This is a genomic window from Vibrio sp. Vb2960 (genome assembly GCF_033337665.1).
GTDB classification, from domain to species: domain Bacteria; phylum Pseudomonadota; class Gammaproteobacteria; order Enterobacterales; family Vibrionaceae; genus Vibrio; species Vibrio alginolyticus.
This window is the reverse complement of sequence record NZ_JAWORD010000006.1, coordinates 1-23,170: the sequence shown is the minus strand read 5'-3', so window position 1 is coordinate 23,170 and position 23,170 is coordinate 1. Positions and strand designations below refer to the sequence as shown.

Here is a 23,170-nt window from a genome sequence, read left to right as displayed (position 1 = left end):
TAACCGCTCGGGGTATAATCTTATTATTGGTTTAACTTTCTTATTTGTCTTATGCCAACTGCTTTGCTGACATTCCTGCTGACAAATATGGAATCAGTAAATCGACGACAGATTTCACATCGACTTCCTTTTCAAACTTACTTTCTGCCAGCTCCGAAAGAGCTTGGCTTGAAGCCATCGTAAATACACAGGTTCCTAACGTGAAGTGCAGTCGCCAAAACAACTGTTCTTCACATAGTTCCGGGTTCGCCTTCATTATCGAGAAAGTGAAAAGGTTCAGTACCTCTTCGTATCTGGTGGTAATGAACCAGCGTAGATGACCTTGAACGTCTGTATAACCGCGGCCAATTAACAACATAAATAGCGCAGTACCATTTGGGCGTACATCATTTAATGTACGTAAAGGTAATCGCAATGACTCAAAGACATCGTCCATGTTGTAGCTATCGCGCGTGTTTAACTCAATTAATGAAGTCTTAATGCTCGGCATTAGTGCTTCTAAATACCTATCTAAAACCGCTCTAACCAGCGTTTTTTTATCGCCAAAGTGATAGTTTACCGATGCTAAGTTAACGTTAGCTTTACCTGTTATCGTTCTTAGCGAAGTATCATTAAAGCCATGTTCAGCAAAGAGTCCTTCTGCGACATCGAGTATTTTTTCTTTTGTTGATGTTCTCGGGGCCATTTTAATCACTCGTATTAAACAACTGTTTGAAAATATACTCCCGAAACTTAAGATTAACAAATGATTAACATCACACTTTAACCAATTGGTCTGACCAGGCAGTAAAAGGTGTGATCTAATCTTTTGAAATTCAATCGAATACTCCAGTGAAGCTTGTCAGAAGAAAACGATCAAATTTCTCAGTCCATCGCAATTGAAACGCTAACAATAGCCATGGCGGCTCGGAGTGAGCGACGAGAGTATGAAATACATCTTCGGTTCTAGGGAAGATAAAATTAGAAACACAGAAGTTAGTAACTTCGCCAAGTTGGTAATCCATCTCGATTTTTCTATTACTTTCGGGTGTGTAAGAAGCTAGAAAGCATTAAGTAGAAATTTTTTGAAAAAAAATGGAACTGTTTGGAAAAGGCTCGGTCTGAATATACGTAACAGTTAGGGCATTTGAAGTTTCACTGGCCGTCAAACTTGTTTCCATCTAATTGTTACGTTGCTGCTTTTTTCTTATTAACTCCTATGTTTGTATCCGCCCAGTCAAATTTTCGGCTGGGCTTTTTTTCGCCTGTAGATTTACCAAGCGCCTCTTTCGATGATTTGCCCCAACTCCATAAGCTAGACCTTAGTTGGTCACAAAAGTAACCACCCTGAAGTGGTTGATGTGCCAATCTGCAGACATAAAAAAGCCTCCCGAATGGGAGGCTTTACTAAACAGTGTGTATCTTACGCTTGCGCTTTCTTAGGCAAAGAAAAGTGCAGTAACGCGTAGCCAAGTAACGCGGCTGTCGTCGAGCCCATTAAGATACCTAGTCGAGCATAGGTATCAAACTCAGGGCTTACATTTCCAAACGCTAAAGAGGAAATGAATATAGACATTGTAAAACCGATACCACACAACACAGAGACCGCAAAGATATGCTTGAAGTTAATGCCTTCCGGTAACTTAGCTACACCCATTTTCACAGCTGCCCAACTAAAGGTGAAGATACCTAGAGGCTTACCAACCAGTAGCCCCAAAGCAATACCTAATGGCAGCATTGAAGTTAGGCCTGACATCGATACGCCTTCTAGCGAAATCCCCGCATTTGCAAATGCGAATAGAGGTAAGATACCAAATGCCACGTATGGATGAAGTGCGTGCTCCATGTGCTTAAGTGGGGAATGTTCGCCCTGTTTACCCTTAAGAGGAATAGCAAAGCCGATCACTACGCCTGCAAGTGTTGCGTGAACACCAGATTTAAGTACCGCAAACCATAAGATCGCGCCGACTATCATGTATGGCGTCAGTTTCGTTACTTCCTTCGCATTCAACATGAACAGGACACCAGTCATGATGAAGCCAACAAGCAGCGCCATGCTAGAAAGATCACCTGTGTAAAACAGTGCAATAATAACAACCACGCCTAAATCGTCGATGATAGCGAGAGCTAACAAAAACACTTTAAGGCTTACTGGTACGCGCTTACCTAGTAGCGCCATGATACCTAGAGCAAATGCAATATCCGTCGCAGCTGGAATGGCCCAGCCAGAAACCGCCTCTGGGTCGTTAGCATTAAACGCAACGTAAATAAGAGCAGGGGCTAACATACCACCAACCGCTGCAATCGCAGGGAAAATTGCGGTTTCTTTTGATTTTAGCGCTCCTTCAAGTAGCTCTCGCTTCACTTCAAGGCCAATAAGTAAGAAGAAAACAGCCATTAGGCCGTCATTAATCCAGTGAGAAACTGACATACCGAATACATAAGTATGCAGTACAGATTGATAAGTTTCGCCCAGCGGTGAGTTAGCAATGGTCATCGCAATTGCCGCTGCAATTACGAGAAGAATACCACCTGCTGATTCCATTTTGAAAAAGTCACGAATGACATCGTTCATGGTTTCGTCCTTATATTTATTATCTTAATAAACGATTAACAAAGAGTGATAAGAGTGTATAGCTGTCGAAAACTTTAGAATAATCGCTTCTTCAGAGTATAAACTTCGGTTTTTTCGATGTTAAGTTTACTATACATCGTATTTTCCAACATGACACTCAATTTTGATCGGACATCGTATTTGTTTTTGTCGCACCAAATATTTATCAAGATGATGAGAAAATCAGCATAACACGGCTTGTACCATCATGATAACCCCGTACTTTTGAGAAAAAGCTAGGAAGCTTCGCGCACTAAAAAACCACCCGTAGGGGGGGGTTTTCTTCACAACTCAATAGCCTGTCAGCTGCATAAAGCCCCAAGCCTCATTGGAGCCGGAAGCTAAAGTAGGCCCTTCCCAGTAAGGTATTACAAAGGGTAGCCACATATCTGACTTGATAATGCGGGTAGTCAAATTAATTTGATGCTTCGGAATATTGATAATCCACTGCAAAGGTAACCTTCTTCCATTGGATAAACTGGTCACTTGCATTGGTTTAATACTGATATCATCGTCTGAGAGGTTGATGACTTTACCTGAGCGTGTCGACAACGTGCCAAACACGTGCGGTGTTTGCCCATGGTGACGATAACGGCTAACAGTTAATGCTCGACCATCATCTAAATTGAAAACAAACCAATCCCAGCCTTGTTGCCCCTCACCAATTAAGCCGCTGCCCCACTCTTTTTGCGCCCAAGCAGAACCCGTCACTGAGAATCGCTTACCATTTAAGCTTAAGCTGCCTTTTACTTTTAAAAATGGAGCACTGAAGCTGAAAGAAGCAACAGATTGCAACGCATGTTTAACTTGGAAGCCTTTGTCTCCATTCACCACAAAGGGGCCGCTTGTCATGGTATTGAGCTCAAGTCCAAACGTATCAGTATTCACATTCAAGTTGCCCGGGAAAGGCGTCGCACCGAGTGTTCGCCAAGTCCAATTATCAATCCATAACCTGAAAGGACGATTGATCATACCAGCTTGGCCTATCCCACCTCTAGCTACCCGTTGCTCTTTCCATACATGCGAGCCATGACTGACGACAACATGTGAAATGTACAATTGAGGGTTCTGCCAACCGCTGGTTTCTCGCTCGTCCGTCGCAACCCTGAAATAGCTCCATTGAACATTGTAGATCTTGCCTTGCTCATCTTTTAGTTTCGCAAAGTAGTGCCACCATTCATGCTGATACTCGGGATGAAAGCGAAAGTCTGAGGGTAAAGAGACATGCTCATTAGGTAGTACAGGCTCGAAAATCGTTTGATTTTCACGCGTTAAGATAGAATCAAGTTCGCTTTCTCGTGTTGCTGTCGCCTCTAACCAAAAAGTTGAGTAAAAAGCAGCCCCAGTCAGAAAAGCGAACGTAACAACAATGAGCGTTGAAACCAACAAGCGTTTTTTAGAGCCCATTTTTTTCATTACAACGCGTCCCTTAATGACTTCATCGGTGTACTTTTGATCATTCTAATAACTGGCAATGCGCCAGCAACCATGATGGCAAGCATCGCCCAAGCAATGGTTTGAGCATACTCCCATGGAATCGTTTGAAGCTCTAGAGACCAGCCAAATGATTGCTTAATGATAATATCAACGATCAAATGTGCGAGCGCCAAGCCGAGCGGCACTGCAATAATCGCAGAAATGGCTCCGAAGACGAATAGCTGCAAACCACCTAATACGACAAGTTCTTTTCCGGACACACCCATGCACCTTAATAAGGAAAAATGCCGCTGCCGTGAAAGCTCTCCTGCCAACGTCGCAAAGAATAAACCAAACACGGCAATAATCAGCGTGATATTGCCCAAGGTTCCTGCTATCGCAAAGGTATGATCAAACACTCTCATTGCTTGGCTATAAATATTACCGTTATCAAACACACGATCTTGCGGGAGACGGAATACATTCTCTAAGCGATTTTTCAGCCCTTCTCCATTGACGTTATCTTTTAATACTACGCCAAGACCAACATTACCCGTACCTGCAAATGCATACAGCCAATTCCGGTGCGACATCATCACCTGGTTATATGGGTTTCCATAATCGTAGTAAACGCCTACGACTTGCCAATCACCACCAAGCGGTTCTTGCAAGTTAATGAAATCGCCAGGGCGGATATCCAGCTTCAAGGCCATCGACTCACTGACCATTAAGCTCTTGGTAGCGTGCAGTTGATACCAGTAATTTGGGACACCTAACTTGACGGTAAGTGAGTCTAACTCACCTTCAGAAGAGCCAGTACTCACAACTTGCAGAGCACCATGCTCGGTCGGCATATCTTTTTCCCAGCGCCACCAAACCGAGTTCACCTCTGGCTGATTCTGGAGCCATGCGCTCATCCTAGCGGCTGAATTGTTAGTCGGATAGATGTACACATCAGCGGCTAATCGCTGATTTAGCCACTTATCGGTTGTATCTCGAAAGCTTCCGACCATTGTTTCTACACCAATGTTTGCCGCCAGCGCTAACATAAACGCCATCGTAGCCACACCTCGATAGCTCATGCTGGCTGCTGCATCAGCAAAAAACCAACGGACACGAACCCATCGCATGGTATAAGAAAAACTTTGGAACATATGCCACATAATAAATGGCATAAACAACGCCACACTAATCAACATCAGCGCAATAATTGCAAAGCCGGTTTCTTGTGTTTTCGGCGCCTGATATACCGCTATTGCAGCGACACAAAACGCACATGCCGCAAGCGCCTGCCAAGAGAACTCTCTTCCAGCAAATCGCATTAGCGACAGTCGAGAAGAAAGGCGGATTGGTTGTGACTTCAGCAAACGGATTAATGGCCACAGACACGATATCAACGCACCCATCGCTGCCATGATTAGGCTATATAAGCTAGATTGCCATGACCATCCTATGGTTAAACCTACGTTGGCATCATACAAATCACTCAGGCTCGAAGACACTGCTGGGATAAGTTCATTCGCTAAGATCAAGCCAAAAAAGTTACCACACGCCCACGCAATAAAGACGAGCAAAGACAACTCTAGCAATAAGGCTTGCGCTAACTGTGTTCCGTTAACACCAGTCTGTCTCAAAATACCGACCAAACGTTGTCGCTGGATGAAAGACAGAGACATCGCTTGATAAAAAATAAACAACCCGACCAAAAACGACAGCATTCCCATCGCGGTGAGATTCATATGGAATGCGTTAGTTAGCGACTCAAGCTCAGTACGCGTATTCCTAACAAGCGTCATTCCGTTTGGCAGCATGTTTTTCAGTGCTATTAGCTTTTCCTCTGGCATTTCGCCACAAGAAATCGCAGACAAACCTGAGCTCCGCTTGAGCATACGCAACAACGATATATCAGTAACCAGCCGAGTACCTGAAAGCATCTTGTCCTTATCTACTTGAATAGGCCCAAGACGGCTTCCATCATTCATCTCAATGAAATCCCCATCCTGCCAACTCATGTAAGCGGCCAAATCTTGACTAACAAGAATAGGATAAGGAGGCTTCATTAGTGATAAAACAGGCATCTCACCTAGCGATTTTCCTTGTTGTAGTGGGATCATCGCGACAGGATCTATCCCCACCAACATCAGGCTCATATCGGTCTTGGCATCTAGATGAAGCACGTCAAACGGTGCACATTGGTTGAACCCAGCTCGACGTAACTGAATATAGAAACCTTGAGGAATTTTATTGGCAGAGTGCTTCGTTCGGATTCGGTATGGCAAAGGATTGGAGAAAAGCTTTTCCCCAGTAGCATAACTTTGTTTTGCATGCTGGTTGATAGAAGTAACACCAACAAGGAGGGACACGCCTAAAGTTAATCCCAGCCAGACAAGAATAATTTGTAGAGGGTAACGACGGTAATGACCGAGTAGTGCCTTAACTACGGGCCATAACATGTAGCTGCCCTCCTTGAAGTCGAATCTTTCCTTCCATATGGGCGGCCACTTTTTCACTGTGCGTCACTAACAGCAAAGTACACTCCAATTGGCGAGCGAGACTCGTTAATAAGCGCATTACTGCTTCTGCGTTTCGCTCGTCTAGGCTACCAGTTGGCTCATCAGCAAGCAGGATTTTGGGTTCCATATAAAGGGCGCGAGCAATCGCCGCACGTTGTTGCTGACCACCAGACGCCTCTTCCGGATAACGTCCTAGCAATGGCATTAAGTCCAAAGCAGAAAGAATTTGACGCCACAACTCTTTATCTTCCGGCAGACCTTTTAACTGACGACAAAAACGAATATTGTCGGCAATATTAAGTGTAGGAAGCAGGTTGAATTGTTGGAAGATATTACCAATATTGTTGCGGCGATAAAGGGTTCTTAAATGCTCCGGTGCTTCATGCATAGCAAAATTTGGAAACTGCACTTCACCAGAGTCAGCAGTATCTAATCCGGCGATTAAATTCAGCAGAGTACTTTTACCCGAACCACTTTCTCCCATCAGAGCAACTTGGTCGCCTTGCTGCAATGTTAATTCTGCCCCTTGTAATACAGGGTGAAACTCTCCCCCGTCTACATAGCCTTTACATAGGTCTGACAGTTTTAACATTGATTATGCCGCTCGGATGGTGTTTAAAAATTGGGATCAGAATCTACACTAAAATCCTGTTAGTAGAAAGTATTTTGAATGCTTGATCACACTATGGAAGTACAAATGCAACTCGATTCACTTTCTGTTGCTAATTTTGTTGACGTTTTGAGCAGATTTTTGCAGCCAAAATAAACTCTGTTCCTCCTTACTGGCCAATCAGGTTTTTCATCCATTTTCGGCTAACCATTCTTGGCAAGCAAATCGCCCACTTCACAACTTCTTCCGTCAAAAAGAGTAAGTAAACCCATTGTGGGTCCCAATTGAGATAAATCGCTGCAAATGCTGCGAGTGGAATCCCGATCACCCACTGCGCCAAGATGTCTTGATACAAACAAAACTTAACATCACCGCCCGCGCGTAATACACCAACAATCGCCATCATCGGCACCGAGCGTAACACGACACCCAACGCTAGAATCACCATAAACTGTTCAGCTAGCTCGCGAGTGTCTGTTGTCAGTGCACTAAACGCATTAAGGATCCATTGATTTGACACTATCAACAAGATGGCGACCACAAATGCGATAAGCACATTCAAAATGACCGTAGCCCATGCTTGATAATAAACGGGTTCAAAATTACGAGCGCCGAGCTGGTTCCCGACTAGAACTGCAGCCGCATTCGATAAGCCAATCATCATCGCCAATGCGATCGACTCAACAGGTGTCATTACGGAAAGTGCCGCCAAACCTTGTACGCCTGCTTGCCCCATGATGGCGTGATAAGCAAACAGCCCACCAGCCCACGCCAAGAAGTTAAATGTGGTTGGCAAAGAGAGGCTCAAGAAACGCGTAATTTTATCTAAGACCAATCCTGCGCGTATATCATCCCAACCAAATGCGATTATGTGTTTTTTCAACCATAGATAACCAAACAGGCAACCTACTTCGATCGCGCCACTGATTACCGTTGCGATCGCTGCTCCCGTAATACCCAGAGCAGGAAAGCCTAATTGACCAAAAATTAAAACCCAGTTAAGAAACACATTAGATAAAATGCCTATACCACTAAAAAAAGTGCTTAAGCCTGGTTGGTGCATCGCCCTTAGGCCCACCGACATACTGGCCACACATGCAACAGCAAACATGCTAACCGACGAAATAATGAGATAGCTGGCCCCTAGCTCAATCACTTCTTGTGAATCGGTAGTCAAACTCATGATGGGCTGTGGAAAAACAACAAACAAAGCAACAGCAATCGCAGCAAACATCATTGCGATCATCCATGTTAAAGCGGTACTGCGACGCACCCCAACTTTATCGCCAGCCCCCCAATATTGAGCGGTTAACAATGCACCACCCGTTGTCACCCCAACTAACATAATGGTGGTGACGAAAGTCGCGCGCGCAGCAACTCCAACTGCGGCAATTTCTGCTTCACCAAGTTGACCAAGCATAAGAACATCGACGAGGCTTCGGCTTGAAAACATCATGCTTTGCAGTGTAATTGGTAACGCGATTGCAAATAAACGACGTAAGAATGCTTTATCTGCGTGTATTGAGAGTTGAGAAAGAAAAGTCACAAGCGCTCCAACGACAACTTATTGATAGAATGGGGAAAGTGTCTCATGATTATACTCTGTGGTGTTTATTCCACCAACGATAAAAGGACAGATAATGAAAAAGGTGTTGGTGCTAGGCGCCTCGGGTTACATTGGCTCTCAACTTCTTCCGTTACTTTTAGATAAAGGTTACGCCGTCACAGCAGCGGCGCGACATATTGATTATTTAGAGTCAAGAACTCAGCCTCACCCTAATTTAACGTTAAGGTATCTCGACTTGGCTGACGCAGAGACCACGAAGGCTGTAGTGAACGATTTTGATTTAGTATTTTTTCTCGTGCACGGGATGGCTCAAGGTGATGACTTTGTTGAGTACGAACTAAACCTTGCTTTGAACTTCAAATATGCGTTGGAACAAAGCTCCGTCGAGCATGTTATCTATTTGAGTGCCATTCAACCTCAAACCGGAAACTCTCGCCATTTAGCCGCTCGTAAAGCCACGGGAAAAATAATTCGACAGTCTGGTATTCCAGTAACTGAATTGCGTGCAGGCGTTATCATCGGCCCCGGCTCTGCCGCTTTCGAAATCATGCGTGACTTTGTCTACAACTTACCTATTTTGATCGCGCCTAAATGGGTCGACTCAAAAGCGAACCCTATCGCCTTGCCCAATCTCAACCACTATTTGTTGAAGTTAGCAGAAGCCCCCTATCCAGAAGAAAGTGAAATTTATGAAGTTGGAGGGCCAGATACACTTAGCTACCGCGAGCAGTTCAAGGTCATTTGCCGAATCACGAACAAGCCGTATCGGTTGTGGTCGACCCCGCTACTTACTCCGAAAATGGCATCGTACTGGCTAGGTTTAGTTACCTCAGTGCCAACTAGTATCGGTAAAGCATTACTTGCAGGCTTAGAGCACGACTACATTGCAGACTCCAAAGCGATTGAAGAACGATTTCCTCAAACGCTGATCAGCTACGAGCAAGCGGTAACTGATACCATTCAAGATGAAGGCACATTTGTACGCAGTAATGTCTGGGGGTTTGAACCCGCAGCGCTTCGTCGATGGCAACCAGGATATGGCTATTACCCAAAACAAGCTGGAGCGAGCATTAAAACTCAAGCCTCCGCTGCGGCATTATGGAAAGTGGCGCAAAAGATCGGGAGTCGCGAAAAAGGCTATTACTTTGCCAACATCTTGTGGCGTACACGTGAATGGCTCGATATCTTTTTTGGCGGTGGAAAACCGATTCGCGTTTCTCCTCCTGGACCAGAGCTCAAAGTCGGTGATTTTATTGACTCTTGGAAAGTGATTCGCTGCGATAACAATCAGTTTCTTTCACTGTTTTTTGGTATGAAAGGCCCAGGCCTTGGGCGTTTAGAAATTACCATCAAAGATCTCGGTGACGAACGAGAATTGGATATTACCGCCTGGTGGCATCCGCAAGGGTTTCTTGGGCTGCTTTATTGGTTTGCAATGATGCCAGCCCATCTTTTCATATTTAAAGGCATGGTCAAAGCCATCGCGAAAGAAGCAAACCGTTTAGAAAACAAAAAGCCCCAATAACAGGGGCTTCTAAACACTCAAAATGTCACTTTAGTCAGCTTTGAACGAGAGTGGAATTTCGGCTAACTGGTTGCCTTCGTTTGCTGGAAAAATAAGGTACTCGCCATGGTATTTCACCATCGATTTGTAGTCTGTTACCTTATGTACCATAAAGCCCGCTTGCGCTGCTTTCTCAACAAACTCAGCATGATTGCCACGTACAAACCAACTCATTGGCTTTACGAGCAACTCGCCATCAAAACAGCTTTCGCATTGGTCTGCACATAACGCTAAAGAGTTTTGACCTTCAGTGAAGATTTGTACTTTGCCGCACCCAATCAGTTGCTCAGACGTTGAGACTTCCCAGCCTGCTTGCTCCATCAAATCAAGAAAAGACTCAATATCTGAATCTTTGAACACTTTGGAGTCTTCACCTTCAGGGAAGAATTGCGCATAAAAAGCAGAAATACGTTTAAAGATAAACAACAAACCAGCATCGTTCCCCTTTGAGCGACCTGCTTTTTGCCAACGCGTTAAGTCATCGCCTACCGTACGTCCGAAACGTTGTGATTTTAGCGCCTTTGTTACCCAACGTACTAAATAATGGTTATTCGCAACAGGGGCATTGGCTAACTTACCTGAGCGATGCTCTTGATCTAACTCTTCAAGTGCTGAGTTAACCAAGTTTTGAATTTCTTTGGTGTAATTCGACATTACGCCTTTCTTCCTAAAGTCCAATAAAACAGTGCTGAAAGCACAGAACAAGCAAACATCACGATGATCATCGGCCAAGCAACATTCCCGGGCAGTGATGCCACCAGCGCACCAACCAATGAACCGATACCGAATCTTAATGTCCCCGCTAGAGACGACGCCGTACCCGCCATTGATGGGTAACCACTTAAAAGCAGCGCCATCGCGTTACTACCTATCGTCGACAATGTACCGATAAACAGCACAACAAAAGGCACAATGCCCCATAATCCGAAGTCCATTAACCAACTTACGAATAAACCAATCCCCGCCAAAAGTTGCACGAACAACCCAAAACGAAGCATGGCATGGGAACCCACTTTCTTCACCAAGCGACCATTAATACTGGTCATGATGATCATCGCCACAATGTTCAAACCAAATAGGTAACCAAAGTGGTCTGGTCGAACACCATATAAATCAATATAAACAAACGAACCCGCCGTCAAAAATGCAAACATTCCGGAAAATGAAAACGCACCTGAGAGCATCAAACCGATCGCTTCAGGATTGGAGCATAATCTGGCGTAGTTTCTCAGCGTCGTGCGGAAACGAAGAGGCTGACGATTTTCAGGCTGTAACGTTTCAGGGATTTTCCAAAGTACGAGAAAAATCACAACTACAGCGAAAATAGCTAATACCCAAAAAATGGAACGCCAACCAAACCAAATCGCGAGATGACCACCGATCATCGGTGCCACCAACGGCGCAATAGTAATGACCAGAGTAACGAAGGACATTGCGCGTGCAAAGTCTTCACGGTCAAACATGTCACGCACGACAGCTTGGATAATGACCGCCGCTGCCGCGCCAGCAAAACCTTGTGCCGTACGTACATAGGTCAGCGCATCAATGCCATTTGTTGTCGCACTCACAACAGCAGCCAAGCCGAAGAAAAGTACGCCTAAAATCAACACAGGTCTGCGACCAAAGCTATCAGCAAGCGGCCCGTGAATTAACTGGCCGATCGCAAAACCCGCGGTATAAGCCGTCAACGTAATCTGAACCGCGCCAGGCGCGACCCCCAAATCTTTCGCAATTGTCGGCATCGCAGGCAAATACATATCGATCGCCAAAGGCGTCAAAGCACCAATCGCTCCTAGTACCAGAAACAATAGAAAACTGATTTGGGATTGCGGAGCACTTTGAGCTTTTTCTGTCATTCTTTTACCTCTTGTTGGAGCCCTACCGTCAATACTTGCAGAACAAAGTGAAAATAACGGAAGTTCTCATATCGCTGAATGTAGAAGCCAAAAACCTGTTCTATCCAACGTTCGAGAATCATAAGGGCAAATATGTACCAAGGTGTGACCTTGACGAACTCGACATAGAAAAGCATGTGAAAGCGAAATGTGTTTATGGGAAACAAACACAATGCAGTAAAAATGATGGCGTTGACACCATCATTCCATTCACCGTAGCCGAAGGCTTTGCAATAAGAGTATGCATGCATCAGCTAAATGCAAAGGCATATCACTGAGATGAGTAAGCACACCGGAATTGTCTAGGCACTAATTTTGGTAGGAAAATTTATTTTGAGCCAATTCCTACCAAAAGACTAGTTCCTATTAGGAACTAAAGAATTTCCCATGCTGACAATTAATTCCAAATAGAATCAATTTCTTCTTGCGTGAGGTAGCGATAATCACCTGGTTCTAGTGCCTCATCAAGTTCGATAGAACCAATACGCTCACGATGTAAGTACTCAACTTTATTTCCTAACGCCGCGAACATACGTTTCACTTGGTGATACTTACCTTCCACGATAGTTAACAATACTTCATTCTCGGCCTCGTTCACGATTTCCAAACGAGCGGGCAATGTTGCTTCTGATTCATTGCGCAAAATGATGCCTTGTTCGAGCTTTTCCGCGTAATCTGGCTGAATAGCATCGACGAGCCAAACACGGTACGTTTTCTCACACTTATGCTTAGGTGAGGTAATACGGTGAGACCACTTACCATCATCCGTAATCAACACTAAACCAGTTGTGTCGACATCTAATCGGCCCGCAAAGTGAAGGTTTTCAATTTTAGGCTCATCAAGCAATGCGAATGCAGTTTGGTTGTAGCCATCTTCATGTGAACAAACAAAGTCAGCAGGCTTATACAACATAATGTAACGAGGACCAGGAGCACCAACAACACGGTCTTCCCACATCACTTCCGCACCTTCAGGTACTTTAAATGCACCACTTTTTTGAACCTCACCGTCAACGGTGATGTCTCCACTTTTGATGATCTTTGTTGCCTGTTTGCGTGTTGCACCCAGAGCGTCACACAAATATTTATCTAAACGCATGAATACCTCATTGAATTATACCCAAGTGATCTCTAAATCTTGGTTTAAAGGTCACTTGGGTATAAAAGTCAGGTATTATAGCGTTCCTCGTTCGAATAGTTGAGCAATTTCACATATTTTCATGTACACACTTCGTCCTTATCAAGCCGACTCGGTTAAAGCCGTTATTCATTACTTTCGTAAACACTCGACACCAGCAGTGATCGTGCTGCCAACCGGTGCAGGAAAAAGCTTGGTGATCGCAGAACTTGCTCGCCTTGCGAAAGGACGAGTGTTAGTCCTCGCCCACGTAAAAGAACTGGTCGAGCAAAACCACGCGAAGTATGAAGGTTATGGTTTAAAAGGTTCTATCTTCTCAGCAGGATTGGGACGAAAAGAAACTGACCAGCAAGTCGTGTTTGCTTCGGTTCAATCGGTCGTACGTAACTTAGATTCGTTCAAAAACCAGTTTTCTCTGCTCGTTATTGATGAGTGCCATCGTGTGCCAGATGACAAAAACAGCAGCTACCAAAAAGTTATTACTCACTTACGAGAACTGAACCCTGGCATTAAGGTGCTGGGACTAACTGCAACGCCCTATCGTTTAGGAATGGGCTGGATTTATCAGTATCACACCCGAGGTCAAGTGCGAACAGAAGAGCCTCGATTCTTCCGCGATTGTATTTTCGAACTGCCGATCCGTTACTTGCTCGACGAAAACTTCCTCACTCCAGCCCGCATGATGGATGCCCCCGTTTTGTCTTACGACTTCTCTCAGCTGAAGCCCGCTAACACCGGACGCTACAAAGAAGCAGAAATGGACATGGTGATCGATAAAGCCAAACGTGCGACTCCGCAAATTGTTGAGCAAATCATGCAATATGCGAAAGAGCGTCAAGGTGTCATGATCTTCGCTGCAACTGTTCGACACGCACAGGAGATACACAGTTTATTGCCAGAAGGCGAAACTGAAATCGTCATTGGTGATACACCTACGCCGGAGCGCGATGCGATCATCCAAGCGTTCAAGAATCGTCAAATAAAATACTTGGTCAATGTTTCGGTACTGACAACCGGTTTTGATGCGCCGCATGTCGATTTAATCGCGATTTTGCGACCAACAGAGTCAGTCAGTCTGTACCAACAGATAGTAGGACGAGGATTACGCTTATCAGACGGAAAATCAGAATGTTTAGTGCTTGATTACGCAGGCAACAGCTACGATTTATACCAACCTGAAGTCGGTGATCCCAAACCAGACTCTGACAGTGAAATTATCACGATTCCTTGCCCGGCTTGCGGATTCAATAACAACTTCTGGGGTAAGTTGGATAGTAACGGTTTCTTGGTTGAACACTTTGGCAGACGTTGCCAAGGTTACTTTGAAGATGAAGACACTGGCGAACGTGAACACTGTGGATACCGTTTCCGTGCCAAATACTGTGGTGAATGTGGTGCGGACAACGATATCGCTGCACGAATTTGTCATGAGTGTGACGCGACGCTCGTTGACCCAGATAAAAAGCTAAAAGAAGCCCTTAATCTCAAAGATGCATTGATCTTTGAATGCACAGAAATGGACCTATCTGTATTTAAGTCCAGTGATGGTAAATCTCAGCTAAAGGTGACGTATTCTGGTGAACCATACCAAGGCGAAGGCAATGCGTTAGTTCATGAGTTTTGGTCATTGAGTACCAAAAAACAAAAACAAACGTTTAAAGATCAGTTCGTACGCCCCCACTTAGCAGACAAGCATCGTCCTTTTGAAGAGGCTTCACCGACACGCGTTGTCGCTAATCAACATCGTTTCCGTTTGCCTCAGTTTGTTATTGCTAGAAAATCTGGTCGCTTTTGGAAGCTGCGAGATAAAATTTTTGAAGATGAGTTGAAATAACATCCACAACACATGGCAAAACTTAATTAGCTGATTCACTCTCTGTTCATCTATATCCGATATACTGCGGCTAACGCTCCAGAAAAGGTTTGACTATGTATAAAGCAACGACTTCTCTACATTCTGCGTTACTTTTCGGCCTTATTGCGACATTCATGTGTGCACCAAGTTTTGCCAAGCATGACAACGAGTACACATCACAAAATGGCCACGCCATCGTGCAAGATGTCGAAAAGCCAGGAACACGCATCGAATTCGATGAAGATCAAGATGAGGTCTACCGCGCGGTTCAACAAGGATATATACGACCATTTTCGGAACTTTACGCCGCAGTAGAAAACGACCTATACGGCCGCATCATCAAGGTCGAGCTTGAAGAAGATGATGATGCTTGGGTGTATGAATTGAAAATTCTGTACAACAATAGCGTCCTGAAAGTTGAGTACGACGCCGCCACGCTGGAAATGCTTGAGATCAAAGGTCGCAGCTTTAACAAAGCGTTAAAGCCGCAAAACAACTAAACTTGTCTAATGCGTAATCCAGACACGATGCGTAGCTTACTTCGATAAAAATCCAAACATAATAAGAATCATCAATATGAAAATACTTGTTGTTGAAGATGATCCTCGTTTAGGCGAGCAAATCATCGAAACATTAGAAAGTACCGGCTGGGTACCAGAATTGTCCCAAGATGGCATAGACGCTCTGTATCGCGCGACTTCGGAAGAATGGGACGCCATTGTTCTTGACCTCGGCTTGCCAAAACTGGATGGTCTTACCGTCCTAAAAGGCATCCGAGATGAAAACATTAATACTCCTGTCGTGATTCTAAGCGCTCGCGACACCCTAACGCAGCGAGTTGAAGGCTTAAACGCAGGTGCAGACGATTACCTAACTAAACCATTTGAAATGGTTGAGCTTATCGCTCGTATTCGTGCACAGCTACGAAGAGCCTCTGGTAATGCCTCTCCTGTGATGCAAATTGGCGACTTGAGCTTGGATACACGCACTTCTAAAGTCATGTGGCAAGGGCAAGCGGTAAGCTTGACGGCGCTAGAGTATAAAGTGGTCGCTTACTTTATGCATAACCCGGAAAAAGTGATTTCTCGAACCGAACTCGTCGAGCACATTTACAAACAAGACTTTGATCGTGACTCCAACACAATCGAAGTTTTTATCGGCCGAATTCGCAAAAAAATCGCACCAAAGATCATCAAAACTGTCCGAGGGTTGGGATACCAATTAAATGCCGAATAGAAACAGGCTACCGTTGAACGCAATAAAACGACTGAGTATCAAAAGTCGCCTCGTTTTAGCGGCGATCGTTTGGTTAACGGCAATGATCCTCGCCGCTGGTGTGACGATACCGACGCAGGTCTACAACTATATGGTTGATGACACTCGCTCACAGCTCAGCATTTTTATGGATGAAGTCGCCGCACAGTTAGAAGTCGATAACACCGGGCATCTTTCACTCGCAGCTCAGCTATCAGACCCTCGATTTAACCGACCTTACAGTGGTTTGTATTGGAGCGCCTCTACAGAGGCAAGCCTCGAACGTTCTCGTTCGTTGTGGGACAAAAAAATCGAATACAAAGGTTTGGATAAAGATGCGTATGGAGCAAGAGGCGAAAAACTAATTACGCTAGAAAAAGCGCTGTATCTTCCTGATTACGATGGTCCTATTCACATTATTATTGGTATTGACGAAGAGCCCATTAAAAATACCCTTCAGACGTTAATCGGCCAACTTTGGCTTATTTTGGGTTTATTATTCGCGGGCGTGCTTACCGTCATTTTACTGCAAATTGCTTGGTCATTGAGTCCGCTTACAAAGCTACAAAAAGAATTAGCCGAGCTGAAGTCTGGTAATAAAAAGAGTCTAGAAGAAACCTACCCAAAAGAGATTTCTCCTCTAATCTTCGACCTCAACGCTCTGCTGTTCCATTACCAAGAATTACTAGAGAGAGCTCGCAATCATGCAGGTAACCTATCTCATGCACTTAAAACGCCACTTTCTGTTCTAAAAAATGAAGTTCAGACGTTAGAACCTGAGGCACAATCCCGTCTCCGAGCTCCAATCAATCAAATACAAGACCATATCGATTACCATTTGGGTCGTGCCCGTATGGCCGGATCGATGAACATATTATCAGTGAAGTCGAACCCAGCAGATCGTGTGGATGCTATCTCAATGGCGTTTGATAAAGTGTATGCGAGCCGAAGCATTACCTTAATTAATGAACTTGATTCAGAGCTGAATGTAGCAGTAGAGCAGACCGATCTCGATGAAATGCTAGGTAACTTGCTAGAAAATGGCTATAAGTGGGCCAACAGCATGATTCGTGTGCACTCCTCTCAGGATAAGGAAAATATACACATCATTATTGAAGATGATGGGCCAGGCATCCCTAAAGAGAAACTGAGTCAAGTAATCAAGAGAGGAGTTAGATTGGATGAAACAACCCCTGGCTCAGGTCTTGGTCTAAACATAGTCAGTGAAATGGCACACAGTTACCGAGGTCAATTAACATTGGATACAAGCGCTTTAGGTGGATTAAAAGCATCTTTAGTCTTACATCTCAGCCGAACATAAAGCATATAACACATAAACTTTGTTCTTCGGACCATGATTAGTAAACCGATGAAAATGAAGTCGATGTGAACAAAATCCAAGCAAAGCGTTAAAAGGGATAGCCTTCCACCCCGCTAAATCATACCTTTTTGTTGATTTGGATACGATTTGGGTTGCCCATTTATAAGTGGAATGATAGTATCCGCGCTCGCTTGAACAGTTCCTGTTTCAAGCTTTACCACGAACAACAAGGTCGCATTGTTGATTGTGAACATTTGATTTTTACTAATTTGAGAGTAAATACTATGAAATTCGAAGCAGTAGTACGTACTGAACTAGGTAAAGGTGCGAGCCGCCGCCTACGTCACGCTGGCAAATTCCCTGCAGTTGTATACGGCGGTGAAGAAGCAGCAGTAGCTATCGTTCTTAACCACGACGACATCGTAAACCAAATGGACAAGCCTGAATTCTACGAAGGCATCGTTCTAGTTATCGATGGCAAAGAAGTTAAAGTTAAGCCACAAGACGTTCAACGTCACGCGTTCAAGCCAAAAGTTGAACACATGGACTTCATCCGTATCTAATTCCCTACCAAGGAATTAATCGGATTAAATCCAAACCTTTTGCATAAAAGATAATCGGACTTACCAACCGAGACATCTACAAAATTTCAAAACCCCGGAGTCTTACCACCTCCGGGGTTTTACTATATTTGGCATATAGCATTTGATTTATGAACGGGCAATATACTTCACTAAAGTGAGATCGGTCAGCGTCATACTCTCAATCACTTCCGACTCTTCATCTCCAGTACACACAAAACCACACTTCTTGTAAAAGTTAAGCCCCTGTTGATTAGTATCCAATGCTTTCAAACTGATCTGCATAACTGACGTAGAGAGCAAACGTGTCTCTAACTCATCTAACAGTGCACTTCCTGCTCCTTGCCCATAATGTAGCGGCGTAACGTAGCAACATGTCACTAATGCCGTTTTATCTTCGCTGGTGTGGTTAGGTAACTCGTAACTTAAAAAGCCAACAATTTCTCCTTGCCTCTCAACTACGATCAATTGGGCCAGTTGCTCCGTCATCACTCGCGCCCACATCCTTTCTCGACGCTCAATCGTAAACTGCTCTATGTAGCTCTTTGACATTAATCCTTTATACGCCACCTGCCAAGAATCAACGTGTATCTTGGCGATTTGGGCTGCTTCCTTTTTGAGTGCGTCCCTTACTGTGTATCTCATAAGCATCCTTTATTAGCGTTCACCACTTACAAATTCTTTTAACCCTACCCTTTAAACCAAAGCTCAAAGATAACAGCTACAGTCGCAACGCTTTACATTAATCCATTTCATTTTCATTAATTAAATGATAGTTCACATCATAATATTCGAAGAAGAACGATCCATTATTTACTTTTCATTTTGACTCATTAGGTTGAATCTATTTGTTTAAACACTCAAGTGTCAAATGCGGAATAAGCACGATAAGGTATCGGATGAGGATAAATAAACGATGCCTAAAGCATAAGGTTTCTAAACGATCGCAATTATAGTAAAGAGATAAATACAATTTTTGATAGAGTTAGGCAGAATAAAGCCATAATCAAATGAGTTTCAATTCTGTGCTGTTCATTATGCATACAAACCGAGCCCCTCATCATTAGAGCGAAAATTTATAACGATTTGTGTCATACCTATTAGGGAAAACATAAACTTGGCAAAATTATCACCAAAATCAGCGTAATACTTCGCAAAAATGCGCATTGATTCACATAAACAACACACATTCAATTAACTACCTCACAAAAAAAAGAGCTAGCTATATAAAATAAATACTAAATACCAATTCTGTTTATTTATAGACGTAGTTTGCAGGCTTATTAATTCATTTCTCCGATAGAAGTATAAATAAGAGATAGATCACTAAAGTTTCACATTAATTCCGTATATTTCACGCCGTAACAATAACAAAATCACAAAGAAAGGATCCCTTATGAAGTTTTCCAAATCTCTTTTGGTAGTGGCAGTGGGCGCTGCGCTAGCAGGATGCGGCTCAGACAGCGACAATTCTCCAGTAACCTGCGAGACTGCAGATTCTTGTACTAAGTTCACCGTTCTCCACACTAACGATAACCATGGTCGCTTTTGGCATAACAGCGACGGCGAATACGGCATGGCTGCGCGTCACACTTTAATCGAATCTATCCGCGCAGAAGTCGAAGCAAAAGGCGGTGAAACCATTCTGCTATCTGGCGGTGATATTAATACCGGTGTACCAGAATCAGACATGCAAGATGCGGTTCCAGACTTCGTAGGGATGAACCTACTTGGTTACGATGCAATGGCTGTCGGTAACCACGAATTTGATAACTCACTAGATATTCTCGATATGCAAGCCGAGCTAGCTGACTTCCCTATGCTGGCTGCGAATATCTATAAAAAAGATACAAACGAGCGTTACTTCGACCCTTACAAAGTATTTACTATCAACGGCCTTAAGATCGCTGTTATTGGTCTAACAACGCAAGACACTGCGAAGCTAGTCAATCCAGACAACGTATCAAACATCCACTTCGAAGACCCTCAAGTAGAAATCAAAAAGGTACTGAAGGAAATCGAAGAGAACGAAAAGGTAGACCTAGTATTTGCAACGACGCACATGGGTCACTACGAAGATGGCAAAAACGGTAGTGAAGCACCAGGTGACGTTAAACTCGCTCGCTCTCTTGAAGAAGGACAGCTAAACGCTATCATCGGTGGTCACTCACAAAACCCTGTATGTATGGAACCAGGTACCAATGAGTATGCTGATTTCAAACCTGGGGATGATTGTGCCCCAGACCAACAAAAAGGCACTTGGATTATGCAAGCGCATGAGTGGGGTAAATATGTGGGTCGTGCTGACTTCGAATACTACGACGGCAAGCTTCACTTAGCGAACTACGCACTGATTCCTGTAAACCTTCTAGACGAAAACGATGAAGTTATCGGTGAACGAATTCAACAAGATGCAACAGTAAAAGCGTTACTACTGCCATACCAACAACAAGGTCAAGAGTTATTAGATGAGAAGATTTCTAATACGACGGGTAAGTTAGAAGGTGATCGTAACGTAGTTCGCTCTCAACAAACTAACCTAGGTCACCTACTCGGCGAGGCATACCGTACTTACAAAACGGTAAATGCTGACTTTGGTGTGATGAACTCTGGCGGCGTGCGTGATTCAATCCAAGATGGTGATATCACTTACCGTGACGTACTAACGGTTCAGCCATTTGGTAACTTCGTGACTAAAGCAACTATGACAGGTAAAGAAGTTAAAGAATACCTAGACGTGGTTGCGACGAAATCTGCAGGGTCTGGTGCTTACGCTCAACTAGATAACATCACTTTAGATGTAAACTGTGATGCTGGCTCAGTAACCATTACCGATATTAACAATAAAGGCTTCGATCTAAACGAAACGTACACATTCTCTGTAATCAGCTTCAGTGCTGCTGGTGGCGATAACTATCCAATCATCGATGTTCAATCTACACAGCTAACCGATGCATACGTTTTGCGCGAGTTCTTCGTAAACAACCCACAAATCTCTGCGGATAACTACAACAATAACTTAGAGAACGTCAAGTACTTCAGTAATGGCCAACCAGTAAAAGGTTGTCCTGCAACTGGTAGCTAATACTCAACACCTTACCCCTGGCGCTAAGAGCTTTTACAAGCAATTTCGTCAGGGCTTTCCTTAAAACCGAAGCTTTGTGCTTCGGTTTTTTATTTTCGATAAATTACTGAAAACTCTCCACCTTCACAATATGTTCAAAAATTGTTCATTTGTGTTATTGACGCCCCTGTGTTGGGCTTCTATGTTTGATAAGGTCTTTTAAATATGCAGGTTCATCGGCTAAATTTCGCGAAACATTTTCAATCGCACAGTCAATGATTCTGAGAAAGATGTGAATGGCGTTACAAACACTGCTCTCAAACAATTTGTCTTTGGACTTCAAACGATGGTGATGTGCCTCCACGCGCACACTAATGAGCAGCGATCTGGACGTCAATGTGTTCAAACTGCTGCCATCGAGTTCTGGAGGTCAAAAATGAAACGAGCCAGCAATAGCTACAGACTCCAAATGATCAAAGAAGTAGTTACCCGTAGAGAGCGTGAAGCTTGTACGGATCCTATGGCGAGATACATTCATCAACTCATGGATGAACGCCCAACAAGTAAATTAGATGTTGAATTCAATCATCGATTTTCAGGAAATCACTTCGACGAACAAGCGGGAGGCTGGGTTAGCGACCGTTGGTCGATGAAATAACGCCAATTACCGCTTTATAGGGAAAATGGATAGGAGATTCCCGGTTCTTAAAGGACACCTTGCCGGACCGGGAATATGTAAAAGCCTAATCAGAACCGAAAGCGAAGGCGTAACCCACAGACTGAACAAGAGTTCTAGAATAAGTCTTGTTGAGGCGATGACTCATCTTGAAGCTGTTCTGGCTTCGTCTTCCCTGCCAACATCTTTCTTCTGTACCTTTGACGACACAACTTAATAACGTGCAACTGCTGAGCGGGGGTTAAGTTAAGCCAATTAAACCTTTCCTCTCTCTTTCTCATACACCCCTTGCAATACCCTTTTTCATCGGAGGTACATACTCCAACACAAGGGCTTGGGACAGTAAAAAACTCCAGTTGCTCCATACTAAAACCGCTCTTTCCATATTAGGGCGTATTGGCCTAGTTTAAATAATGAGAAGATTAGTCAGCAACAAAACTTGCTATATACTTCGTTATGTCAAAAACATACGAAACCATAACCTTATGCTGACAAAAACAGTGTTTTATTACTTATACTTACCGCGTTTATAAAAACGGAGTCTATAAAATGAAGCTTAGCCTAAAAACGTTAGTTACAGCAATCTCTCTCCCTGTTCTTATGACTGCTTGTGCTAGCAACGGTGATGATGTGAAAGAAATAACGGCTCAAGATTTGCAGCACCACAACTGGGAACTTGTTCAAGTTGATGGCAAAAATATCGTTCTAGACGAACACCAAAAAGCGGCTCGCCTAGAAATCGGTGAAAATCTAACCGCAAACGGCAACGCAGGTTGTAACAACTTCTTCGGTCAAGCCGAGCTGAAAAACAACCAACTACGCATCGAAAAAATGGGCATGACCATGAAGATGTGTATGGAAGATCAAATGAAGATCGAAAACGCAATGACACAAACACTATCTAACTGGAGCGATATCACGCTAACTACAGATGGTCTTGTTCTGAAAAGTGCCGATCACGAATTGACGTTTACACTACGTGACTGGGTAAACTAATCCCAACTAAGTAAACCAGATAGTATCTTAAAGCAGCCGAACGGCTGCTTTTTTTATTTTCAGCCCTAAACCACCTACTTCAGTAGGTGGTTATCATCCGTTTCGGCTTTGCCTGTAAAACTACTCA

The 23,170-nt window shown here is 43.8% G+C and carries 20 protein-coding genes; 9 read left to right on the top strand and 11 right to left on the bottom strand.

The window, feature by feature from the left end:
- Window positions 1-49 precede the first annotated feature (49 nt).
- The 6 genes from R7O03_RS06650 to R7O03_RS06625 all read right to left on the bottom strand — a co-directional run bounded on the left by R7O03_RS06650 (window position 50) and on the right by R7O03_RS06625 (window position 8,678).
- Window positions 50-685: a TetR/AcrR family transcriptional regulator gene (locus tag R7O03_RS06650; RefSeq protein ID WP_005378033.1), complete on the bottom strand. Its 636-nt coding sequence runs from the start codon at window positions 683-685 to the stop codon at window positions 50-52.
- Between the two features lie 717 nt (window positions 686-1,402).
- Window positions 1,403-2,554: a Na+/H+ antiporter NhaA gene (nhaA, locus tag R7O03_RS06645; RefSeq protein WP_005378034.1), complete on the bottom strand. Its 1,152-nt coding sequence runs from the start codon at window positions 2,552-2,554 to the stop codon at window positions 1,403-1,405.
- Between the two features lie 330 nt (window positions 2,555-2,884).
- Window positions 2,885-4,009, bottom strand: coding sequence for a lipocalin-like domain-containing protein (locus R7O03_RS06640; RefSeq protein WP_318118557.1), 1,125 nt, complete (start codon window positions 4,007-4,009; stop codon window positions 2,885-2,887).
- A complete protein-coding gene (locus R7O03_RS06635; protein ID WP_213970479.1) occupies window positions 4,009-6,462 on the bottom strand; it encodes an ABC transporter permease in 2,454 nt (817 codons plus the stop codon). Before R7O03_RS06635 ends, R7O03_RS06640 begins: the two co-directional genes overlap by 1 nt.
- Complete coding sequence (locus R7O03_RS06630; protein ID WP_005378040.1) at window positions 6,443-7,114, bottom strand: ABC transporter ATP-binding protein; 672 nt, start codon at window positions 7,112-7,114, stop codon at window positions 6,443-6,445. Before R7O03_RS06630 ends, R7O03_RS06635 begins: the two co-directional genes overlap by 20 nt.
- Window positions 7,115-7,301: 187 nt before the next feature.
- Window positions 7,302-8,678 carry an MATE family efflux transporter gene (locus R7O03_RS06625; protein ID WP_104979009.1) on the bottom strand — a complete coding sequence of 459 codons (1,377 nt, stop codon included), beginning with the start codon at window positions 8,676-8,678 and terminating at the stop codon, window positions 7,302-7,304.
- Between the two features lie 94 nt (window positions 8,679-8,772).
- Here R7O03_RS06625 and R7O03_RS06620 point away from each other — a divergent pair, with 94 nt between their 5' ends.
- Window positions 8,773-10,224: a DUF2867 domain-containing protein gene (locus R7O03_RS06620; RefSeq protein WP_064353822.1), complete on the top strand. Its 1,452-nt coding sequence runs from the start codon at window positions 8,773-8,775 to the stop codon at window positions 10,222-10,224.
- A 30-nt stretch (window positions 10,225-10,254) separates the two neighbouring features.
- On the opposite strand, the gene R7O03_RS06615 is transcribed toward R7O03_RS06620, so the two are convergent.
- The 3 genes from R7O03_RS06615 to rsuA all read right to left on the bottom strand — a co-directional run bounded on the left by R7O03_RS06615 (window position 10,255) and on the right by rsuA (window position 13,257).
- Window positions 10,255-10,917 carry a DUF2913 family protein gene (locus tag R7O03_RS06615; protein WP_005378053.1) on the bottom strand — a complete coding sequence of 221 codons (663 nt, stop codon included), beginning with the start codon at window positions 10,915-10,917 and terminating at the stop codon, window positions 10,255-10,257.
- Window positions 10,917-12,119, bottom strand: a complete 1,203-nt coding sequence (locus R7O03_RS06610) for a Bcr/CflA family multidrug efflux MFS transporter (RefSeq protein ID WP_017820848.1) — start codon at window positions 12,117-12,119, stop codon at window positions 10,917-10,919. Before R7O03_RS06610 ends, R7O03_RS06615 begins: the two co-directional genes overlap by 1 nt.
- A 436-nt stretch (window positions 12,120-12,555) precedes the next feature.
- Window positions 12,556-13,257 (bottom strand): 16S rRNA pseudouridine(516) synthase RsuA, encoded by a 702-nt coding sequence (gene rsuA, locus R7O03_RS06605; protein ID WP_262668602.1) that lies wholly within the window; start codon window positions 13,255-13,257, stop codon window positions 12,556-12,558.
- 121 nt (window positions 13,258-13,378) lie between these two features.
- Between rsuA and R7O03_RS06600 the strand changes: the two genes are divergently transcribed.
- The 5 genes from R7O03_RS06600 to rplY all read left to right on the top strand — a co-directional run bounded on the left by R7O03_RS06600 (window position 13,379) and on the right by rplY (window position 18,289).
- On the top strand, window positions 13,379-15,130 hold the full coding sequence (locus tag R7O03_RS06600) for a DEAD/DEAH box helicase (protein WP_021707635.1): 1,752 nt from the start codon (window positions 13,379-13,381) through the stop codon (window positions 15,128-15,130).
- Window positions 15,131-15,285: 155 nt separating this feature from the next.
- Window positions 15,286-15,651, top strand: a complete 366-nt coding sequence (locus R7O03_RS06595; protein WP_372036143.1) for a PepSY domain-containing protein — start codon at window positions 15,286-15,288, stop codon at window positions 15,649-15,651.
- Between the two features lie 76 nt (window positions 15,652-15,727).
- On the top strand, window positions 15,728-16,387 hold the full coding sequence (locus R7O03_RS06590; protein ID WP_005378073.1) for a response regulator transcription factor: 660 nt from the start codon (window positions 15,728-15,730) through the stop codon (window positions 16,385-16,387).
- Window positions 16,377-17,726, top strand: a complete 1,350-nt coding sequence (locus R7O03_RS06585) for an ATP-binding protein (protein WP_005378071.1) — start codon at window positions 16,377-16,379, stop codon at window positions 17,724-17,726. Before R7O03_RS06590 ends, R7O03_RS06585 begins: the two co-directional genes overlap by 11 nt.
- 284 nt (window positions 17,727-18,010) lie before the next feature.
- Window positions 18,011-18,289: a 50S ribosomal protein L25 gene (gene rplY / locus R7O03_RS06580; protein ID WP_005378066.1), complete on the top strand. Its 279-nt coding sequence runs from the start codon at window positions 18,011-18,013 to the stop codon at window positions 18,287-18,289.
- A 147-nt stretch (window positions 18,290-18,436) separates the two neighbouring features.
- Here rplY and R7O03_RS06575 read toward each other — a convergent pair whose 3' ends face one another.
- On the bottom strand, window positions 18,437-18,952 hold the full coding sequence (locus tag R7O03_RS06575) for a GNAT family N-acetyltransferase (protein WP_318131603.1): 516 nt from the start codon (window positions 18,950-18,952) through the stop codon (window positions 18,437-18,439).
- Window positions 18,953-19,703: 751 nt separating this feature from the next.
- Here R7O03_RS06575 and ushA point away from each other — a divergent pair.
- Window positions 19,704-21,392 (top strand): bifunctional UDP-sugar hydrolase/5'-nucleotidase UshA, encoded by a 1,689-nt coding sequence (gene ushA, locus R7O03_RS06570; protein WP_239931978.1) that lies wholly within the window; start codon window positions 19,704-19,706, stop codon window positions 21,390-21,392.
- 415 nt (window positions 21,393-21,807) lie between these two features.
- Window positions 21,808-22,029: a hypothetical protein gene (locus R7O03_RS06565; RefSeq protein ID WP_005386686.1), complete on the top strand. Its 222-nt coding sequence runs from the start codon at window positions 21,808-21,810 to the stop codon at window positions 22,027-22,029.
- A 134-nt stretch (window positions 22,030-22,163) separates the two neighbouring features.
- On the opposite strand, the gene R7O03_RS06560 is transcribed toward R7O03_RS06565, so the two are convergent.
- Window positions 22,164-22,412: a DUF1289 domain-containing protein gene (locus R7O03_RS06560; RefSeq protein WP_005378062.1), complete on the bottom strand. Its 249-nt coding sequence runs from the start codon at window positions 22,410-22,412 to the stop codon at window positions 22,164-22,166.
- 184 nt (window positions 22,413-22,596) lie between these two features.
- Between R7O03_RS06560 and R7O03_RS06555 the strand changes: the two genes are divergently transcribed.
- Window positions 22,597-23,043 (top strand): META domain-containing protein, encoded by a 447-nt coding sequence (locus R7O03_RS06555; RefSeq protein ID WP_042522007.1) that lies wholly within the window; start codon window positions 22,597-22,599, stop codon window positions 23,041-23,043.
- The last annotated feature ends 127 nt before the right edge of the window (window positions 23,044-23,170 follow it).